Origin of the sequence: Rhodococcus sp. WY5 (assembly GCF_018588185.1) — a bacterium.
In the GTDB taxonomy this organism is placed as follows: domain Bacteria; phylum Actinomycetota; class Actinomycetes; order Mycobacteriales; family Mycobacteriaceae; genus Rhodococcus_F; species Rhodococcus_F qingshengii.
On the sequence record NZ_JAAMPR010000001.1, the window covers coordinates 2147905 to 2167620 of the forward strand.

Sequence of the window (19716 nt, forward strand, 5' to 3'; positions counted from 1 at the left end):
GAAATCAGAAACCCTTACCCGGGTTGAGGATTCCGAGCGGGTCGAAGGCAGCCTTGATCGATCGGTGCAGTTGCATGCTGTCCTCGCCGAGCTCGAGAGAGAGCCAGCGACGCTTCAGAACGCCGACGCCGTGCTCTCCGGTCAGAGTTCCGCCGAGTTCGAGAGCACGCCGGAAGACCTCGTCCGCGGCGGTCCACACGGCTTCGGGGACCGAGCCGTCGGCAGTGCGGTCGAAGACGAAGGTCGGATGGACGTTGCCGTCACCAGCATGCGCGACGGTCATGATCTTGACCATGTGCTCGGCGGCGGCTCGGTCGATACTCTCGAGCATGTCGGGCAGTTTCGACCGCGGGACCCCGACGTCTTCCACGAGACATTGCCCGAGTCGTTCGGAAGCCGGATAGGCGAGTCGGCGAATCTCGAGTAGCTGTGCGGCTTCTGCCGCGTCCTGCGAGACGGCGACAAAATCTGCGCCCGCCCTCTCGAAGTGTTTCTGCATCGCCGCGGCTGCTGCGTCGGCATCGACCCCGTCGGCCTGTGCGATCAGCATCGCGGCGGTGTTGTCTTCCAACCCGATTCGTTTCCAGTCGTCGACTGCGCGCAGCGTTGCTCGATCGATCAGCTCCAGCAGGCTCGGTCCGATCCCGTCGCGAACGACCGCGGTAACTGCGTCCGCTGCGGAGCGGAGAGAATCGAAACTGCCGACGACGGTGACCGGTGCTCTCTTGGGCTTGGGCTGCAACTTCAGCGTGGCACTCGTGACGACTCCGAGTGTTCCCTCCGAACCGACGAGAAGACTGGTCAAGTCGTATCCCGCAACACCTTTGACGGTCCTTCGGCCTGTCCGCACGATCCGACCGTCGGCGAGCACAACCTCGAGACCCAGGACTGAATCGCGGGTGACGCCGTACTTCACGCAACGCAGTCCACCGGCGTTGGTGGCGATGTTTCCGCCGATCGTGGAGATCTCGAAACTGCTCGGATCAGGGGCGTACATCAGCCCGTACTCGTCTGCTGCTCGACTGATGTCGGCGTTGATCACCCCGGCTTCCACGACAGCGAGTTGATCGTCCGGATTGACCTCGAGAATCGAGCGCATGCGAGTGGTCGAGATGACCAGGCAGCCCTCGACGGCTGCCCCGCCGCCCGCCAAACCGGTTCCCGCACCGCGGGTTACCACCGGGACACGGTGAGCAGTAGCCCATTTCAGCGCCTCGGAAATGTCGGCCGCAGTTTCGGCGAGCATGACGGCTGCCGGATGGCCGGGTTCGGCGAGATGGGCCTCGTCACGGCGGTACGAGTCCATTACCGCAGGGTCGGTGATCAGGCGACTCGAACCGATCGACCGAGCAAGTTCGTGGACGGACATTCTTTTCTCCAGTCGGTCAAAGGTTGTATGCGAGTGCATCCACAGCGGAGATCACGGCGTCTTCTGCTGCCCGCTCACCTACGGTCACCCGCACTCCCTCGCCGGGGAACATCCGGACCGAGACACCCTGCGCGACGCAGGCCGCTTCGAGTGCAGAAGCTCTCTTGCCGAGAGGGATCCACACGAAGTTGGCACCGCTCGGGACCGTCTCGACGCCGCGCAGAGCCAATTGCTCACGTAGGTGAGAACGACCCTCGGTCACCGTTTCGACTATCGAATCGGTGTGTGCCGGATCGGTCAGGGCCGCGCAGGCCGCGGCCTCGGCAACGGCGCTGAGCCCGAAGGGCGGTGCAGCGCTGCGAAGATCCGCTGCGATCGCCGAGTTGGTGACGGCATAGCCGGCACGAAGTCCGGCCAATCCGTAAGCCTTGGAGAAGGTTCGGAAGACGACGATGTTGGGAAAGGCTCGAAGCAGGTCGACGCCGTCGACGTCGCTGGTCGCGAACTCCCGGTAGGCCTCGTCCAGGAGGATGAGGACGTCGCTCGGGATTGCACGGGCGAACGCGACGAACTCGGCGGTCGAGAACTCGCTACCGGTCGGATTGTTGGGGTTGCAGACGAGTACCGCGCGGGTTTGCGGGGTCACCGCCGCCGCCATTGCACTCAGATCGTGCCGATGTTCGGAATCGAGTGCGACGGGGACACCGCTCGCCCCGGCGATTCCGATCAGTATCGGGTACGCCTCGTAGCTGCGCCACGGGTAGACGACCTCGGTGCCCGGACCCGTGTACGCAGTCAATACCTGCTGGAGCAGTGCCAACGAACCGGCGCCGACCAATACCTGGTCGTCGCCGACGCCCAGGCGGCCGCTCAACCGAGCGATCAGCGTGTCGCCGAACAGCGACGGATACAAGTGCGAGTGTGAGGCCGCGAGATTGACGGCCTCGAGAATGGCCGCCGAGGGTGCAACCGTCGACTCGTTGCTCGACGCCCGCCACCGAACCTGCTCGAGGCCGGCGGCTTTGGAGTATCGAGGGAGTGCTTCGATTTCGGGTCGGGGGCGAGGCCTCAGCGCACCGGGCGCGCTCATGCCAGGGCGCCGATCGCGTTCTCCGCGGCCGCAACAAGTGCACCCGATGCCGCCAAGTCCACCGCGGCCTCGATCTCGGGGGACAGGAAGCGATCGGTACCCGGCCCCTGCACCTTCTCGCGCAGGGTCCGAAGGACGGCTCCGGTGGCGGGGGAGGGCTCGAGTGGGGAGCGCAAATCGATTCCTCGTGCTGCAGTCAGTATCTCGATCGCGAGAACTCGGGTGAGACCGTCGATGGACCGGCGGAGCTTGCGTGCACCCGACCATCCCATGGAGACGTGATCTTCCTGCATGGCCGAGGAGGGAATCGAATCGACACTGGCCGGGCTCGCGAGTCGCTTGAGTTCGGACACGATGGCAGCTTGTGTGTACTGCGCGATCATCAGTCCGCTGTCGACACCGGGGTCGTCGGCGAGGAAGGGGGTCAGACCGTGATTGCGTGCTACGTCGAGGAAGCGGTCGGTTCGGCGTTCGCTGATCCCCGCGACATCCGCGGTCACGATGGCGAGAAAGTCCAAGACGTAGGCCACGGGAGCTCCGTGGAAGTTACCGTTCGACCGAACCCTTCCGTCGAGAGTGACGACGGGATTGTCGACAGCACTGGCCAATTCGCGCCCGGCAACCAGTCGGGCGTGATCGACGGTGTCGCGTGCGCCGCCGGCAACCTGCGGTGCGCACCGCAGTGAGTACGCGTCCTGAACTCTGGTGCAGTCAGGGCCCGCATGGCTGGCGACGATCGGGGAGTCGGCAAGCAAGCGCACCATGTTCGAGGCGGCCGCGCCCTGTCCGGGGTGGGGGCGAAGCGCCTGAAGATCGGCGGCGAACACTTGATCGGTGCCGAGCAAGCCCTCGACGCTCATAGCGGCAGCGATGTCGGCCAACTTGAGCAGATGATCGAGATCGGTGATCGCAAGGGCCAGTTGACCGAGCATCCCGTCGGTACCGTTGATCAGTGCGAGGCCTTCCTTCTCGGCCAGAACCACCGGTTCGAGACCATGGGCAGCCAATGCCGTTGCCGCATCGGTGAGTTCACCGTCGGCGGTGCGGACGAAACCTTCACCGATGATTGCCATCGCCACATGCGCCAGTGGTGCCAGATCTCCCGAGCATCCGAGGCTGCCGTATTCGTGCACCACCGGGGTGATGCCTGCGGTGAGTAGGTCGGCGTACGCCTGTGCGACTACAGGGCGCACTCCGGTCCGCCCGGTGGCGAGCGTCGACAGACGCAGAAGCATCAAGGCCCGGATCACTTCGCGTTCGACTTCCGGTCCCGAACCTGCCGCATGTGAGCGGATCAGGCTGCGCTGCAACTGTGTCCGCAGATGCGCCGGAATGTGCCGGGTGGCAAGTGCGCCGAATCCGGTGGAAACTCCGTAGATCGGTGTGGGGTCTGCGGCCAGGGCTTCGATGCGTGCACGACTTTCGGCGATCGCGGCCAGTGATTCCGCGGTCAATGCAACGCCGTATCCGTTGCGCGCGACGTCGACGACGTCGGCGATGGTGACAGCGCCGATTCCGACCTCGATGGTTCGGGTGGCTGTCTGGGTGGCAGGGGTGGCGTTCATGGGACTCCAATGATGATGCGTGGCTATCTAACAAAGTCTTGTATACGAGACTCTAGTCTTGAATATGAGACGAAAACAAGGCCCGCAAAGTACGGAACGGAGAAGTTGGCTACATGTCTGCGGTCGGGGTCTCCACCATTCGATCTCCGAGATCGGCGGAGAACTCGGCGCTGACGGCGCGCACTCGGTCGGCGATCAGGGCACTCTCCTCGGCCGATTTGGAGCCGGAGAGGAAGGTGACGCCGAGAGCTGCGACCGGACGACCGTCCCGTGTGATCACGGGGCTGGCGATGCAATTGATCCCGGATGTCGTCGCATTCTCTTCGACCGCATATCCGCTCTCACGTGCTGCGGCGAGCAGTTCTCGCAGTTCGGCGAGCGTCGACGGACCCGTTCCGGTCCGCGTCGGCCAGGTGTACCCCTCGTAGAGCGCGCTGATCTGTTCCGCATCCAGACGGCTCAGAATCGCCCGCCCGACTGCGGTGAGATGCGCCGGAAGGCGGGTCCCGATCTCGGTCACCAACCGAACGCCGGGCTTCAGAGGTTCACGTTTGTCGAGGTAGATGACGTCAGAACCCTGAAGTACCGCCAGATGGGAGGTCTCGTCGGTCGACTGAGTGAGTGCCAGCATGAATCGTTGGCCCTCACGGTGAAGTGGGCCGGACCGCATGTACGACGCACCGACTTCGAACGCCGAGACACCCAGGGTCCAGGCGCGTTGATCAGCCCAGTACGAGACGAACCGTCGATCCCGCATGACATTGAGGAGGTGATGCGTCGTACTCTTCGGCAGCTCGAGGGCGCTGGAGATTTCTGCCGTCGCCAGCGGCACACCCCGGCGGGCCAGGAGATCGAGCACGTCGAGCACGCGCTCAGCAGATTTCACGCGGCTCGTCGTCATGTGGGGTGTGTCCTTACGGGTAGGGCTGAGGTGGGAGCGGGGAACCACATTGTCTCGGATACGAGACTGAATCGCCAAGTGCTCGGGGTGGTCAGGGTGTCTGGCTGCCGAGTTCCGCGGACAACCGGGCGCAGTGCTCCACCAAGACACGACCGTGGCTGGCGCAGACCTCGTCCGTCAGACGGAATGTCGGGCCGACGACGCTGAGCGCTCCGGCTATCTGACCGACCGCGTTGTAGATCGGCGCGGCAACTCCGGTCGAGTGATCCTCGATGGTGTCGTGCGCAATGGCGTACCCGCTCTCGCCTACCTTGCCGCTCAACGCTGCGCCGACGGCGGTGCCGTCCAGGGGAACGCTCTGGCCCACCCACCCCATGTGGCGGATCGCGTGCGTGCCCTCGATCTGATCGAGATACAGCGCAGTGTCTTTCGGTCCCTTCGTCGACAGGTAGGTCGACTCTCTCGTGGTTTCGGCGATGGCCTTCATCGCGGGCCGCGCTCTCGGCAACAGTTGATTGTCACCGAGAGCGCGAGCCCCGATCTGTAGTAGCCGCGGGCCGACGCGATAGACGTTGTCCTCGCCGCGGACGACGAACTCGGTTTGTTCGAGGCTTCTGATCAGGCGAAGCGCGGTACTGGTTGCCAGATCGGTTGCCTTGGCGGCGTCGCCGAGCGTCAACCCGCCGTGCTCGACGATCGCACCGAGAAGTTCGAACGTGCGATTCGCGCTGCGGGTCACGTCGCCGGGGGCCATGTCCTACTCCAAGTGCCGAGGGATGTCTGCGCTGAATCTATCGCGAGCCCGGCAGTACCTCACCGTGGTGCTCGTCCAGCAGGGGACTGCGGCGGACATCGGGGCGTCGGCTATCACCGAACACGACGGGTTGTCGTACGTAGGAGATTTTTCCTGCTACCGGGTGCTCGAACGATTCGACGACTCCGCGATACTCGGCCTGCGCGGAGGTGAGTGCCTGCTGGACGTCCCAGATTTCCGAGCCGGCGAGGCCCGCGTCGCCGAGAATACCGACCACGTCGGTGACGGTCTTTCCGGCAGCCCAGTTTTCGATCTCCTTGCGCAGTGCCGGTTCGTTCTCGGTCCGGGCGGTGTCGTCGGCAAATCGGGGATCTGCGATCAGGTCGACGCGATTCATCGTCTGCGCCAGCTTCTCGAAACCCGACTGGCTCGCAACTGCGAGGACGAAGAGTCCGTCGTCGGCCTTGTAGGTGTCGAACGGTGTTGACACCGGATGACGGTTGCCGACGCGTGGGGGAGTGAGCCCGGTGGATTGCAGTTGGCTGTGTGCTGTCGGCAGCATGGCGAGCATGCTGTCGAACATCGCGACGTCAAGGTGCTGCCCGAGTCCGCTCGCCCGTGCACTCAGCAGGGCGGTACTGATTCCCCAGGCGGCGAACAGCCCGGCGACCAGGTCTCCGAACGACTCACCCAACCGTGTCGGCCCGGATTCCTCCGAACCGGTGATGCTCATGATTCCCGAAAGAGCCTGGACTACAAGGTCGTAGGCGGCGGCTCCGGACATGGGCCCGTCCTGTCCGAAACCGGAGATGGACGCGTACACGATGCGCGGATTGCGAGCCCGCGCAGCCTCGTAGTCGATTCCCAGGCGCTTGGTGACGCCGGGGCGAAAGTTTTCGACGACGACGTCGGCGGTCTCGATGAGCGTCAGCAGCGCCTCACGGTCCTCGTCGTTCTTGAGGTTGAGTGCCACCGAACGCTTGCCACGATTCAGCACGTTGAAGTAGATGCTCTCGCCGTCGCGGAACGGGCCGAGGTGCCGAGAGTCTTCACCGTGTTCGGATTCGATCTTGACGACGTCCGCACCGGCGTCGGAAAGCAGTGCGGTGCAGTAGGGTCCGGCAAGGACGCGCGAGAGGTCGATGACCCGGATGCCGTCGAGTGGGGGAAGTGCAGTCATGTCCGCGCCTTTCAGAACTCGGTGGAACGCGGCGACGGAGCATTGCCGGCAATGGTGAGCAACTGGATCTGCGAGGTGCCCTCGAAGATGCGGAGAATGCGGCAATCGCGGTACAGGCGTTCGATTTCCGATTCGCGCATGAAACCTGCGCCACCGTGGATCTGTACGGTTTGATCGACGATCGAGAAGCAGGCTTCGGTGGCGACGTACTTCGAAATCGATGCGGCGCGGCGGATGTCCTGACCGGCGTCCTTGACGTCGGCGGCCCAGTCTGCGGTGACGCGTGATGCGACAAGTTGCGCGTCGCAGCCACCGAGGAGTAGCTGGATTGCCTGGAAGTCGAAGATCGGCGTGCCGAACTGCTTTCGCTCCGTTGCGTACTCGCGTCCCAGTTCCCAAGCGCGCAGAGCGATGCCGTTTGCCATTGCCGCTACGTCGATGCGTGCTCGGTTCAGGGCGGTCAAGGCAATGTTGCCGCCGCGACCTTCGGTGCCGATCACGGAGTCGAGCGGCAGAACGATGTCGTCGAGGTAGACGGTGTACGTCGGGGCCGAACGAATTCCCATCTTGTCCTGGGGCTCCGAGTAGCTGATTCCCGGAGTTCCCTTGGGGACGACGAAGGCGGTGATGCCTCGGAATCCTGCGCTCGGGTCCGTCTTGGCGAAGAGCACGACCAGGTCGGCTTCCTTGGCGTTGGAGATGTACGTCTTCGATCCGGAGAGATGCCAGCCGTCGTCCTCGCGTCGGGCGACGGTACGCATCGAGGCGATGTCGGAGCCGGCATCGGGTTCTGTGAGTGCAAAGCCGGCCAGTAGTTCGCCCGACGCGAGCTGGGGCAACCAGCGATGCTTCTGCTCTTCGGAGCCGCCGACGAGAATCGGCTCGAGGCCCAGGTAGTGGGCGGTGTAGATCGATGCCAGCGCGGCGTCGGTGCGTGCAACTTCTTCGATGGCGACCAGTTGGGTTCGTGTCGACAGACCCAGCCCGCCGAATTCCTCGGGCACGGAAATGCCCATGAGGTCCTGCTGCCCGAGGCGCTTGACCAGCTGCGCCGGGAACTCCTTGGACTCGTCGCGTGCGGCTGCTCCTGGGTGGATCTCGGCGTTGGCGAAGGCTCGGACAGTGCTGCGGAACTCTGCGAGATCGACGCTGTCGGTGTCGGGCGCGGTCTGGGTAGTCACGGGGGCTCCTTCGAGGCGGAATAGTTACGAATTTCATCTAATGAAATCTAATTGCCACTAGTTGGCATGGACTGACTATGGCCGAGGCTGGCGAATTTGTCCAGGGGTGAAGTTGTTGTGTCGCGGCTCACGTTCTGCAATGATCAACTTGTCTAAGCCTGTATAGACAAGTTGATTGCGGATCGAACCCACTACAAGTCGGAAGCAGCGTGGCTTTCGACGGAAGGTGCTGACATGAGCCTCGTTTCAGTCGACACGACACCGGACTCCGAGAATGTGAGGAGGGTGTCCAGTACGTATTTCGAGGGCTTGTCGGCGGATCGATACGCTGCGCTCGCCGAAGACCGCAAGCTGGCGATTGTCGCCGCGCACATGGACCTTTCGCGTCGACGAGGACACAACTCGTCGATCTCGCGACTCGCGCCGGCCGGGGAGTTAGGGGATGGCCCCGCGATTCAATACGTCGGCGACGACATGCCGCAGCTCGTCGAAGCGGTCTTGGCGACACTTGCCCGTGCCCGCGTGGAACCTGAATTCGTGGTGCACCCCGTGCTTCGCACAGCCGTACAACCGGCGCACAGCACCGAAGACGCCCGGGCCGGGGAGCGCACCGAATCATGGATCCACATAGGACTACCCGCACACTGTTCGGACGCGCAGGCGCAGGTGATCGCGGACGACGTCGCCGGAATCCTCGACCGTATCGCGCGTGCCTTCCGCGATTCCGTGCCCCTGCGGGACCTCGTCGACGAGGCGCGCGAGCAACTGGACTCGAACGGCTACGCCGAAGAAGCTGACTTTCTCCGGTGGTGCAGCGCCGGAAACTTCAGTGTCATCGGTGGTGCGCGAACTGTCGACAGTGACGAGCCGTACGCCATCGGCGTGCTCCCCGATCCAACCGGCTCTTCGGATTCGAAAGCGGCGCCCCTCGCGATTGCAGTGGTGTACCTCCGGCAAGGGTTCGGTGGATCCGAATACGCCACCGAGATCGACGTGTCCGTCGGCGACCGTGCGTACCGATTCGTCGGGTTCTTCACCGCGACCGGTATCGTCGCCGACGTCAGGCGAACCCCGCTCGTGCGAGGACGCGTCGCAGACATCTTCGAGGCCTCAGGATCCACCGTCGATTCGTTTGTCGGACAATCGATGCTGGCAGTGATTCAGTCGATTCCGGTCACAGTGCTCCTGGCGGCCGAGCCGGCCCGAATCGCGGACGCGCTGGACGAACTCACTTCCGTGGACGGCCGCACATCGATCCATCTGTTCTTGCAACCGGTGGGAAGTTCCCCGGTGACAGGGCGAGATCAAGAGTTGTCGGCTTTGCTCTTCGTTCCGCGCGAGAAATTCAGTACGACGATCAGAACAACGGCCGAGTCGGTACTCGCCGACGCACTCGGTGCCCACAATATCGAGTTCTCCAGTCGAGTCTCGGAATCCCCCTTGGCCGTCGTACATTTCACGGCCACAGTCGGCGGCGGCGCGAACTTCGCGTCGGCGCGACAAGCACGGGAGATTCGGGACCTCGTCGTCGACGCGTGCCTGACGTGGGACGAACGATTCGTTCTGGATGCTTCGCACTACGACGAGCGGCGCAGGCGTGCTCGGTTCGCCGAGCGCGTTCCGGTGGCATACAAGCAGGATTTCGACGCTGTCCGAGCCGCCGAGGACATGGCGGTGTTCGAGGGCCTCGCGCCCGGAGAAGTAAGTCCACGGTTGGCCCGATCTGTCGACGGACCGGGTACTCACCGTCTCGGGCTGTACGTCTCGGGTGATCCGCTCTCGCTGGGCGAGGTGCTGCCCGTATTGCAGAGCCTGGGCGTCGAAGTGGTCGACGAGCGTCCGTACGAGATCGCACCGGTGGGAACCGAACAGTCCAGGATCTACGAGTTCACGCTCGACTATCCGAGTGCTCCGGTCGAAGGCTTCGACAACTTTGCCGCGCGATTCGCGGCGACGTTTGCCGCGGTTCGAAACGGTGACGCCGAGCCGGACTCGTTCAACGAATTGGTCGCGATCGCGGGACTCGGCTGGAAACAGGTAGTGGTGCTGCGGGCATACGCGGAGTTCTTGCAGCAAGCGGGATTTCCTTACAGCACCGGTCGCGTCGCCGAGGTACTTGCCGATCATCCCGAGATCGCCGGCAGATTGTGCGAATTGTTCGAGAGCCGTTTCGATCCTGGCGTCGTCGACGGAGATCGAGGTGCACGTGCAGCAGCGGACGTGGAAACGGCCGTGGCGCAGGTGCAAGGACTCGACGCCGATCGGATCCTGCGCGCATTGTCCGAACTGGTCCGTAACACGTTGCGTACCAACTATTTCGTGTATCCCACTGAATCGCTCGGCGCGCTCTCGTTGAAGTTCGATTCGGAGAAGCTGTCCGTATTGCCTTTCCCTCGACCGAAGTTCGAGATATTCGTGTACTCACCCGATGTAGCAGGTGTGCACCTTCGTTTCGGTACGGTGGCTCGCGGCGGCTTGCGCTGGTCGGATCGGAAAGAGGACTTTCGCACCGAGGTACTGGGATTGGTGAAGGCGCAGGCAGTCAAGAACGCAGTCATCGTGCCTGTCGGAGCGAAGGGCGGATTTGTCGTCAAACGCCCACCGGTTCCAGGGCTGGGCGCAGACGCAGACCGAGAAGCTGCGTTGGCGGCCGGGATCGATTGCTACCGATCCTTCATTCGCGGACTACTCGATCTGACCGACAACGTCGACAAGCAGAGCGGGGCCGTTGTCGCGGCGCGGCGGGTCGTTCGCCACGACGGAGACGACACGTATCTTGTTGTCGCCGCGGACAAGGGAACTGCGAAGTTCTCCGACATCGCGAACGAGGTTGCCGCGGAGTACGGATTCTGGCTCGGCGACGCCTTCGCGTCCGGCGGGTCGGTCGGCTACGACCACAAAGCCATGGGTATCACGGCGAAGGGCGCCTGGGAAAGTGTCAAGCGGCACTTCCGTGAGCTCGGCGTCGATACCCAGCACGATGACTTCACCGCGGTGGGGATCGGAGACATGAGTGGCGATGTCTTCGGCAACGGTATGTTGTGCAGCAAGCACATTCGCCTGATCGCGGCGTTCGATCATCGGCACGTGTTCGTCGATCCGAACCCGTCGCCTGAGCGCTCGTACGGCGAGCGATCACGTCTCTTTGCGCTCCCACGATCCTCGTGGGCCGACTACGACCCGACCTTGATCAGTGCGGGCGGCGGAGTGTGGGAACGCTCGGCGAAGCGCGTTCCGATCAGTGACGAGATGCGAGAAACCCTGGGCCTCGAGGGCGACGTCACTGAACTGACTCCACCGCAACTGGTTCGGGCGATTCTGCGGTCCCCGGCAGATCTGTTGTGGAACGGCGGCATCGGAACGTACGTCAAGGCCTCCGGTGAGTCCGACCTCGAAGTCGGCGACAAGAGCAACGACGCCGTTCGGGTGAACGGCAACGAAGTGCGTGCCCGAGTGATCGGTGAAGGAGGCAATCTCGGCCTCACCCAGGCCGGACGGATCGAATACGCACGCGGCGGTGGACGGATCAACACAGACGCCCTCGACAATTCGGCCGGAGTCGATTGTTCCGACCACGAGGTGAACATCAAAATCCTTCTCGACTCCCTGATCAGCTCAGGCGTCGTCACGGACTCACGTCGTGACGCACTACTCGAATCGCTGACCGACCAGGTCGCAGAACTCGTTCTCGCAGACAACCGTTCGCAGAACGAACTGATGGGTACCACGCGGGCGGATGCGGGGGCGATGATCGGTGTGCACGGCAGAGTGATTTCCAACCTCGAATCGCGCGGGATCGTCGACCGTGTCATCGAAGGGTTTCCGACCAAGAAGCAGTTCGCCGCGGCCGAGAAGTCGGGAACGGGGCTGACGTCGCCGGAACTCGCCACACTGATGGCCCACGTCAAGCTCGATCTGAAATCCACGCTGTTGGCGGGAAGCTCGATCGACAACCAGATCTACCGCCAGGTGCTGGCGAACTATTTTCCGGAGGGCGTTCGAGTTGCAGGGGGTGACGCCCTCGACCGGCACCCACTTCGTCGCGAGATCGTCGCGACAGTGCTGACGAACAACGTCATCGATCGAGGCGGCATCACCTATGTGTATCGGCTCGGTGAAGAAGTCGGCGCTGATCCGGAAGACGCAGTACGTGCCTTCACTGTGGTCTCCGAGGTGTTCGGACTGTGGAAGTTGTGGCACGACATCAGCGAAGCCTCGATCTCGACCGCAGTGTCCGACGAGTTGATCCTGCTCACCAGGCGACTGCTCGACCGGGCGTCACGGTGGATGCTGACACGTCGTCCGCAACCGCTGGCCGTCGGGGCCGAGATCAGCAGATTCGGTGATCGCATCGCGGAGGCGTCGGCAGAGCTCGATGACTGGCTGGTAGGCGCAGATCAGCGGAACCTGGCTGCGCGAACGGTCCTCATCACGGACAAGGGCGCGCCGGAGAACCTGGTCAGGCGAGTGGAGATATTGCTCGATCAGTTCGGACTGCTCGACGTGGTGGAGATCGCGGACCTTGCCGATCGGACGATCTCGGAGACCGGCGAACTCTATTTCCGGCTCGGTGAGCATGTTGGGCTCGTCCCGATGCTCAATCGAGTGTCGGCATTGAGCAAGGACGGAAAATGGAACGCGTTGGCGAGGTTGTCGTTGCGGGACGAGTTGTACTCGACGGTGCGGGCCCTGACCCTCGACGTCTTGGCCGACGCGGAAGCGGGTGACACGACAGCGGAAAAACTCTCGAGGTGGGAAGAAAGGAATGCGTCGAGAATCGAGAGGTCCACTCTCGCGCTCGCAGAGATCGAGGCGTCCGGGCAACACGATCTTGCTGCGCTTTCGGTTGCGACGAGCCAATTGCGGCGCATGGTGGGTTAGGTCCGGCGCGGACGCTCGCGGATGGATCGGAAAGGTGCACGAGGCGGATAGACTTCGGAGGCCGAACGGGAGAACCGACTCGGTGGTTTTCGACGAACGGGTGGTGGCGATGGCGATTGCCGAAGTGGACGCAGAACTCGCCGTGCTGTTCAACGAGGTAGGCGGCGAGTCCGCCCCTGCCTACGAACGGGTCAAGAACCTCGTGGTCTCGCAGATCAACTCGGGTCGGTGGACCGAAGGCGATCAGCTGCCTTCGGAGAATCAACTGGTCAGTGCGCTGGGGTTGTCACGAATGACGATCAATCGAGCGCTTCGCGAACTCACCAGCGACGGTCTGATCGTGCGGATGATGGGGGTCGGTACTTTTGTCGCCGCCACGAAGACCGCGTCCCCGCTGTTCGAAGTCAAGAACATCGCCGACGAGATTCAGCGCCGCGGCCACCGTCATCGAACCGAGGTCGTCTTCGTTCGTGAGGAAGAAACCGACCACGGGCAGACGTTCCTTCGTGAATCGGTGGGCAAACGGGTGTTCCATTCGCTGATGGTGCACTTCGAGGACGAAACTCCGATTCAGGTGGAAGACCGATTCGTGAATCCGAACGAGGCGCCAGACTATCTGCGCCAGGACTTCACCGCGATCACCCCCAACAACTACTTGAGTGACGTTGCGCCTCTGGTTCGCGGCGAGCATGTCGTGGAAGCGGTGCTGGGTAGCCCGGACGAATGCGAGCTGTTACGCATCGATCGCGGGGAACCGTGCCTGCTGATTCGCCGCCGCACGTGGTCGGCTAACGGATTGGTCAGCGCGGCGCGCTTGATCCATCCGGGTTCACGCAATCGCTTGGAAGGAACCTTCGAGCGCTGATCGTTTCGAATGGCGAATCCTGAACACTCGCTCGTCGGATTGCACCATTTTCGGGGTCGACTTCGGTGCAATCGACCAGGACGTGACTGCGAGCACACTGAGATCATGGGTGGACGGTTATTGCTTCCGCAACCTCACTTCCCGACGAGTGAGACCTGAGCGGATCCCAGCAACGCCGTCTACGCCGCTCGCTTCCATGATCGAAGGAGTTCGACCTGTGACCGACTTGCCCAAGGACCTACTTGTCGCCCCGAAGTGGCAGGAACGCCTCGACGAACTGGCAGCCAAGCATTCGGTACCGGGCGCGCAGGTCGGTGTGATCGCGCTGGGCGAAGACGGCGCAGCGGACATCCGTGTCATCACCACCGGAGTGACGAGCCTGAACACGCGCGTTGACGTCGACGCAGACACCCTGTTCCAGTACGGATCCGCGAGCAAGATCTGGACGACGACGCTGATCATGCAGCTCGTCGACGAGGGCAAGCTGACGCTGGACACCCTGGTGGTGGAGGTGCTTCCGGAGTTCACGATCGCGGATCCTTCCAACACGAAGGAAATCACGATCCGCCAGTTGCTCACGCACACAAGCGGTATCGACGGAGACCTGTTCAACGACACCGGTGACGGTGACGACTGCGTCGAGAAGTACGTCGACGAACTCGCGACCGCGATCAGCGTCACCGAGCCCGGCGGGCATCTGAGTTACAGCAACGCGGGTTTTGCCGTTGCCGGCCGCATCGTCGAGGTCCTTCGTGAGATGACGTGGGACGAGGCGTTGGTCGAATATCTCTGGAAGCCACTCGGATTGACGCACATCATCACCAAGGCCAAGGACGCGCCGCTGTTCCGCACGGCCGTCGGCCACGTGGCCAACCCGGATCGGACGTCGCCGGACAAGGTGATTCCGACCAAGCAGTGGCTGCTTCCGCGCGGTATCGGTCCGGCCGGGATCATCACCGGATCGGTCAGCTCGCTCCTGACCTTCGGTGCTGCACACATGCGTGACGGACTCGCATTGACGGGTGAACGCATTCTGTCCGAAGAATCCGCGCGCCTGATGCGCACTCCGCAATTCGACCTGACCGCGGTCTCGAGCGTCGATCAGGCCTGGGGCCTCGGCTGGATCCTGTCCGACTGGGGCGGCGTGACGTCCGCGCAGCACGGTGGTGCGACGATCGGCCAGATCACTCGTTTTCACACCTTCCCCGAGCTCGGTCTCGCCATGGCCGTGGTGACCAACTCGCGTGGCGGCGGCGCCCTGGCCCACGACATCGAGAAGGAGATCGCCCAGGAGCTCGATCTCGTTCTGCCGGAACCGAAGTCCGAGCCGAATGCGGAAGACATCGACCTGTCGCACATTCTCGGAACCTATGAATCGACAACCGTGCGAATCGAACTCACGCGCGGCGAGGACGGCGGATTCCAGGTGCAGAACTTCGCCAAGGTCGAGATCGACGGCGAGCCGCCGGCTCCGCCCACCAAGGTCGTACCTCTGTCCGCCTCCAGGTTCTTGATCAGTAACGAGAGCGCTTCGGGTGAGATGGCTCATCTCACGATCGATGGCGAGCAATATCTCTACATGACAAGGCTTTTCAAGAAGATTTCCGACTAGTCGCGGCGAGATGATTCTCTCCGCTGAATGAAATCTCGGGCAGGTCGAAGGCGATGAGGGCCCTCGACCTGCCCGCACTACTTTTCGAGGAAAACTCATGATGAAACCTCTCGCTCCTTTTCCGGACGTGAATCACCCCGCGGCACTGGATGCTTACGGCCTTGCGCCGGTCATCGACGGTCACAACGATCTGGCCTGGACGGCTCGCGAAACTGCCGCATACTCGGTGGAGAATCTCGAGAAGGATTCCATCTTCCAAACCGACATCGACAAACTCGGTCGCGGCGGCGTCGGTGCGCAGTTCTGGTCGGTTTACACCCCGTGTGACAGGACGGAGCCAGAGGCGGTTCAGTACACACTCGAACAGATCGACTACGTGTACCGGATGATCGAGCGATATCCGGATACTTTCGAATTCGCGCGTACAGGTGACGACGTGCGTCGCATCTGGAGCGAGGGCAAGGTCGCGTCCTTGTTGGGCGCGGAGGGCGGTCACAGCATCGGCAGCTCGCTCGGTGTCCTGAGAATGATGGCGCGCCTTGGTCTTCGGTACATGACGCTGACGCACAACGACAACACCGGGTGGGCGGACTCCGCGACGGACACTCGAGTACACGGCGGGCTGACCGACTTCGGTCGCGAGATCGTGCGCGAAATGAATCGGCTCGGCGTACTCGTCGACCTGTCGCACGTCTCGGTGGAAACGATGAGAGATGCCATCGAGACGTCGTCGGCGCCGGTGATTTTCAGCCATTCGTCGTGCTCTCAGCTATGCGGTCACCCCCGTAATGTTCCCGACGACGTCATGCGACTGCTCGCGGACAACGGCGGGGTCATCATGATCGCCTTTGTACCCATGTTCCTTTCTGCCGAGTACAACGAGTGGTTCAAAGGCGGGCGAGTCGGCCCACGACCGGCGATGACAGTGGACCATCTCGCCGACCACGTCGAGCATGCCCGAGACGTCGCGGGCATCGACCACATCGGTTTGGGCAGTGACTACGATGGGTTCGACGACTTTCCGGACGGTATGCAGGACGTATCCGGTTTCGCGGTGTTGATAGACCGTCTGGCGGAACGCGGTTGGTCCGCGGAGGACTTGGCAAAGCTGATGGGCAACAACGTGTTGCGTGTGCTCGACGAGACCAGTGCGGCCTCGATGTCGAGCCTTTCCTAGCCGTATCGACGCCCGAGAAGATGAGGATGAGAATGAAGAAGATTCGTACCGTTGCACTGAAGCTGGTTGCTTCGGTGTCCGTAGTTCTGGTTGTGCCGGTATCGATAGCGCTCGTATTCAATGTCGGCTCCAGCAAAGCGAGCGTTCCGGCCGGGGAGACGGGCAACCAGTTCGTGTCCGTCGACGGAAAGAACATGAGCTACTCGATCCGCGGCAACGGCGATCAGACCATAGTGCTGTTACCCGGGTTCGGAACGTCCGCACCGATTCTCGACTTCACACCGCTTGTCAACGAGCTCGCACCCGACTACCGCGTCGTCACGATCGAGCCCTTCGGTTACGGCTACAGTGACGGAACGGACAAGGACCGCACGACTGCGAACATCGTCGAAGAGATTCATACGGCAGTACAGTCGCTGGGAATTGACGAATACATCCTCATGGGGCACTCGATCACTGGTCTCTATGCGCTGGACTACACCGCGAAGTACCGTGACGAGGTCACCGCATTCGTGGGTATCGACAGCAGTGTTCCAGGGCAGCCGAACATGGATACCAAATTCCCGATCGACGCACTCCGAGTTGGAAGGCAATTGGGCTTGGCGGAATTGCTGTCCAAGGTCGTCGGTGGTGAAGCCTCGGACGAGTACCTCGATCCCGCCGCAAAGGACGAGATGCGACAGTTGACTGCGAAGAACAACTTCAGCGATACCTATCTCAACGAGATGGATCATCTTTCCAGTAACTTCGCTGAAGCAATCGGCAAGACGTTCCCAGCCGATCTTCCGATTCTGTTGTTCGCCGTGAACAATTCAGAAGTTCAGGGCTGGACAGAGCTGCACGAGGGGCAGGCAGCCTCCGTCGATCACGGAGAGGTGATCTTGCTGGACGGAGACCACTACCTGCACCACACCAGGTCGAAGGAAATCGCCGAGAACCTCGGGAGGTTCTTGGGTGAGCTGAACTGAATCCGGGAGGACGTTAAAGTTGGAGGCGGGGCCATCGAGTCGAGATGGTCCCGCTTCTTTCTTCTCCACTGATCGTTCGGAGGCATTGTGGCGCAGACCTGGTCACGCGAAGAACTGGTGAGCGAGCTGGACTCGGCGTATTCGAAACTCGAAGCGTTACTCGACGGCGTCGCCGAGGCCGATGCGTTCGACGCCGTTGCCGTCGACGCGTGGACGGTGCACGACGTACTCGCTGTGCGTGTCTGGTGGGCAGAGGCCGTCGCAGAGTGGATAGGTGCCGGGCTGCGAGACGAGGCTCCGCAGACGCCGGCGGCGGGTTACAAGTGGACGCAAACACCCGCACTGAACCAGTCGGTTGTCGACGCGAGCATCGACATTCCGGCTCAGGAGCTTCGTGACCGCTTGGGAGCTGCTGTTGCGATGTTGCGCAACTACATCGAGACCCTTGACGACGATCACCTGCTGTCGGTCGGGGTTTTCTCGTGGACCCGGACGTGGCCGGTCTCGAGGTGGATCGCCGTCAACACGATCACCCAATACGCGTCGTTGTCGAAAATGATTCGGCGAGTGCTGAAGTCGAACAATCAGCCCTGAAGTCGATGCATCCGCCATACGTCCGGTCCGTCGGGGAGCGAGGTCTGGCCGACGATCGTGAAACCGAACCGTTGGTACAGCGGTAGATTTCGTTCGGTCGACGTATCGAGCCAGCAATTCTGTTCGGTTCGATCCAGTTCCGCCAAAGCATGTTTCAGTAGCGCAGAACCCAATCCGGTTCCGCGTGAGCGCGGCGTCGTACCGATCGTTGCCAACGACCACGCGTTGTCGGGGACGGGAAGCGCAGACAGTTGTTCGTCAGCCTGAAGAACGCGCTCGAACCGATCTCCGTGCAGTTCGACGATCTTCTCGACGGTCGTTTCATCAGGCTCTGGAGTGTCCGGCGGCAGGACTGCGATGACGCCGTTGCCGGAATCGTCGATGTAGGAACGCCCGAACGGTAGTGCCAGGTGTTCGAGGTAGATCCGTTGCAGAGTCGCGACGCGTTCCACGTGGGAGTCTTCGGCGACGCACCAGTTCGTCCAGGGGTAGTCGGCAAACGCCTCGCCGAGAACCTCGGCGGCACGGTCGAGGTCGTCGATGGACAGCGGTCGAACAGAATTCTGCATAGTGCCACTTCAGCACAGTGAGGTCCTCCGTCGCCACTCGATTTCGGCGGTGTAGCAGGTGCGCGGGTCGTGGTCACGTACTTGTGAGTTCATTCAAGAAAGTTGGACGAGGCTGTCGATCCTGCGTTGACTGGTAGTGATCGGGCAATCGCCGAGCTGTCAACTCCGGGCACGTGAGATCCGGGTACGGCGATTCTCCGCGAAAGGAACAGATATGAACAGGCTCGAAGGCAAGAATGTAGTGATCACAGGCGCCGCCAGTGGAATCGGGCGTGCAGCAGCACAACTCATGGCGGCAGAGGGCGCCAAGGTGCTGGTCGCCGACCTCGATCCTGCGCGTGCAGAGGAAGCGGCGGTGGCGATTCGCGAGACCGGTGGCAATGCAATGGGTTTCGGCGTCGATGTCATGAACGAGGACTCTCTGGCAGCGATGATCGAAAAGGCGGTCGCCGAATTCGGCGGCATCAACGTCCTGTGTAATCACGTGGGCGGTAGTAACCCGCGCAAGGATCTCGACCTGCTCCGGATGGACTTGGACGAGTGGGATCGCGTGATGTCGCTCAACGTCCGCAGCACTGTCGTCGCTTCACGACTTGCCATTCCGCACATGAACAGTGCCGGTGGAGGATCGATCGTCAACACGGCCTCGGTAGGTGGATTGATCGGGGATTCCCTGCAGTCTGCCTACGGATCCGCCAAAGCGGCAGTCATTCGTCTGACGCAGTACATCGCAGTCCAGTACGGAGCAAACGGCGTTCGGTGCAATGCCGTAGCGCCGGGCGCGATCATGACACCCGCTCTCGTGGACAACATCCCCGCTGATGTCATCGACGGCATGAAGCAGGCAAACGCCCTGCCTTACCTCGGCGAACCCGAAGACATCGCGCATGCCATGGTCTACCTGGCTTCGGACGAATCTCGCTACATGACGGGGCAGACCCTGGTGGTCGACGGCGGACTCACCAGCAAGAGTCCGCTCGCGACCGGCCGTTCGTCGATGTTGAGCTGAA

15 protein-coding genes are annotated in these 19716 nt (G+C 62.3%); 7 read left to right on the forward strand and 8 right to left on the reverse strand.

Features of this window, described 5'->3' with window-relative positions; all coding sequences use genetic code 11:
* Positions 1-4: 4 nt before the first annotated feature.
* The 7 genes from G4D79_RS09980 to G4D79_RS10010 form a co-directional block, all read right to left on the reverse strand.
* A complete protein-coding gene (locus tag G4D79_RS09980; protein ID WP_054187470.1) occupies positions 5-1369 on the reverse strand; it encodes an FAD-binding oxidoreductase in 1365 nt (454 codons plus the stop codon).
* 16 nt (positions 1370-1385) lie between these two features.
* Positions 1386-2459, reverse strand: coding sequence for a histidinol-phosphate transaminase (locus G4D79_RS09985; protein WP_054187469.1), 1074 nt, complete (start codon positions 2457-2459; stop codon positions 1386-1388).
* Positions 2456-4024: a histidine ammonia-lyase gene (gene hutH, locus G4D79_RS09990; protein ID WP_099697513.1), complete on the reverse strand. Its 1569-nt coding sequence runs from the start codon at positions 4022-4024 to the stop codon at positions 2456-2458. The genes G4D79_RS09985 and hutH overlap by 4 nt, the downstream gene beginning before the upstream one ends.
* 109 nt (positions 4025-4133) lie before the next feature.
* Positions 4134-4925 carry an IclR family transcriptional regulator gene (locus G4D79_RS09995; protein ID WP_007732728.1) on the reverse strand — a complete coding sequence of 264 codons (792 nt, stop codon included), beginning with the start codon at positions 4923-4925 and terminating at the stop codon, positions 4134-4136.
* 91 nt (positions 4926-5016) lie between these two features.
* Entirely contained in the window at positions 5017-5679 is a 663-nt protein-coding gene (locus G4D79_RS10000) for an IclR family transcriptional regulator (RefSeq protein WP_003939923.1), read from the reverse strand.
* A 37-nt stretch (positions 5680-5716) separates the two neighbouring features.
* Positions 5717-6859, reverse strand: coding sequence for a CaiB/BaiF CoA-transferase family protein (locus G4D79_RS10005; protein WP_054187466.1), 1143 nt, complete (start codon positions 6857-6859; stop codon positions 5717-5719).
* Positions 6860-6870: 11 nt separating this feature from the next.
* Positions 6871-8040 carry an acyl-CoA dehydrogenase family protein gene (locus G4D79_RS10010; RefSeq protein ID WP_099697514.1) on the reverse strand — a complete coding sequence of 390 codons (1170 nt, stop codon included), beginning with the start codon at positions 8038-8040 and terminating at the stop codon, positions 6871-6873.
* A 234-nt stretch (positions 8041-8274) separates the two neighbouring features.
* Here G4D79_RS10010 and G4D79_RS10015 point away from each other — a divergent pair, with 234 nt between their 5' ends.
* The 6 genes from G4D79_RS10015 (at position 8275) to G4D79_RS10040 (ending at position 18137) form a co-directional block, all read left to right on the forward strand.
* Complete coding sequence (locus G4D79_RS10015) at positions 8275-12921, forward strand: NAD-glutamate dehydrogenase domain-containing protein (RefSeq protein WP_235867791.1); 4647 nt, start codon at positions 8275-8277, stop codon at positions 12919-12921.
* 109 nt (positions 12922-13030) lie between these two features.
* Positions 13031-13786, forward strand: a complete 756-nt coding sequence (hutC, locus tag G4D79_RS10020) for a histidine utilization repressor (protein ID WP_180279588.1) — start codon at positions 13031-13033, stop codon at positions 13784-13786.
* Between the two features lie 217 nt (positions 13787-14003).
* Complete coding sequence (locus G4D79_RS10025; RefSeq protein ID WP_003940270.1) at positions 14004-15398, forward strand: serine hydrolase; 1395 nt, start codon at positions 14004-14006, stop codon at positions 15396-15398.
* Positions 15399-15495: 97 nt separating this feature from the next.
* The gene (locus G4D79_RS10030; RefSeq protein ID WP_007732718.1) at positions 15496-16575 is read left to right on the forward strand and encodes a dipeptidase; all 1080 of its coding nucleotides are present in this window, start codon (positions 15496-15498) and stop codon (positions 16573-16575) included.
* A 32-nt stretch (positions 16576-16607) separates the two neighbouring features.
* Positions 16608-17543, forward strand: a complete 936-nt coding sequence (locus G4D79_RS10035; protein WP_214514237.1) for an alpha/beta fold hydrolase — start codon at positions 16608-16610, stop codon at positions 17541-17543.
* An 87-nt stretch (positions 17544-17630) separates the two neighbouring features.
* Positions 17631-18137: a ClbS/DfsB family four-helix bundle protein gene (locus tag G4D79_RS10040; RefSeq protein WP_003939682.1), complete on the forward strand. Its 507-nt coding sequence runs from the start codon at positions 17631-17633 to the stop codon at positions 18135-18137.
* Here the strand turns inward: G4D79_RS10040 and G4D79_RS10045 are convergent.
* Positions 18128-18706: a GNAT family N-acetyltransferase gene (locus G4D79_RS10045; protein ID WP_003940097.1), complete on the reverse strand. Its 579-nt coding sequence runs from the start codon at positions 18704-18706 to the stop codon at positions 18128-18130. The two genes, G4D79_RS10040 and G4D79_RS10045, sit on opposite strands and share 10 nt — an antisense overlap.
* Positions 18707-18920: 214 nt before the next feature.
* Between G4D79_RS10045 and G4D79_RS10050 the strand changes: the two genes are divergently transcribed.
* On the forward strand, positions 18921-19715 hold the full coding sequence (locus G4D79_RS10050; protein WP_003940521.1) for an SDR family NAD(P)-dependent oxidoreductase: 795 nt from the start codon (positions 18921-18923) through the stop codon (positions 19713-19715).
* The last annotated feature ends 1 nt before the right edge of the window (position 19716 follow it).

Excerpts from the sequence above, each read along its gene's own strand:
- G4D79_RS10050 (WP_003940521.1), top strand. The coding sequence starts at position 18,921 with ATGAACAGGCTCGAAGGCAAGAATGTAGTGATCACAGGCGCCGCCAGT.
- G4D79_RS10005 (WP_054187466.1), bottom strand. The coding sequence starts at position 6,859 with ATGACTGCACTTCCCCCACTCGACGGCATCCGGGTCATCGACCTCTCG.
- G4D79_RS09980 (WP_054187470.1), bottom strand. The coding sequence starts at position 1,369 with ATGTCCGTCCACGAACTTGCTCGGTCGATCGGTTCGAGTCGCCTGATC.
- G4D79_RS10045 (WP_003940097.1), bottom strand. The coding sequence starts at position 18,706 with ATGCAGAATTCTGTTCGACCGCTGTCCATCGACGACCTCGACCGTGCC.
- G4D79_RS10030 (WP_007732718.1), top strand. The coding sequence starts at position 15,496 with ATGATGAAACCTCTCGCTCCTTTTCCGGACGTGAATCACCCCGCGGCA.
- G4D79_RS10000 (WP_003939923.1), bottom strand. The coding sequence starts at position 5,679 with ATGGCCCCCGGCGACGTGACCCGCAGCGCGAATCGCACGTTCGAACTT.
- hutH (WP_099697513.1), bottom strand. The coding sequence starts at position 4,024 with ATGAACGCCACCCCTGCCACCCAGACAGCCACCCGAACCATCGAGGTC.
- G4D79_RS10015 (WP_235867791.1), top strand. The coding sequence starts at position 8,275 with ATGAGCCTCGTTTCAGTCGACACGACACCGGACTCCGAGAATGTGAGG.
- G4D79_RS10035 (WP_214514237.1), top strand. The coding sequence starts at position 16,608 with ATGAAGAAGATTCGTACCGTTGCACTGAAGCTGGTTGCTTCGGTGTCC.
- hutC (WP_180279588.1), top strand. The coding sequence starts at position 13,031 with ATGGCGATTGCCGAAGTGGACGCAGAACTCGCCGTGCTGTTCAACGAG.
- G4D79_RS09985 (WP_054187469.1), bottom strand. The coding sequence starts at position 2,459 with ATGAGCGCGCCCGGTGCGCTGAGGCCTCGCCCCCGACCCGAAATCGAA.
- G4D79_RS09995 (WP_007732728.1), bottom strand. The coding sequence starts at position 4,925 with ATGACGACGAGCCGCGTGAAATCTGCTGAGCGCGTGCTCGACGTGCTC.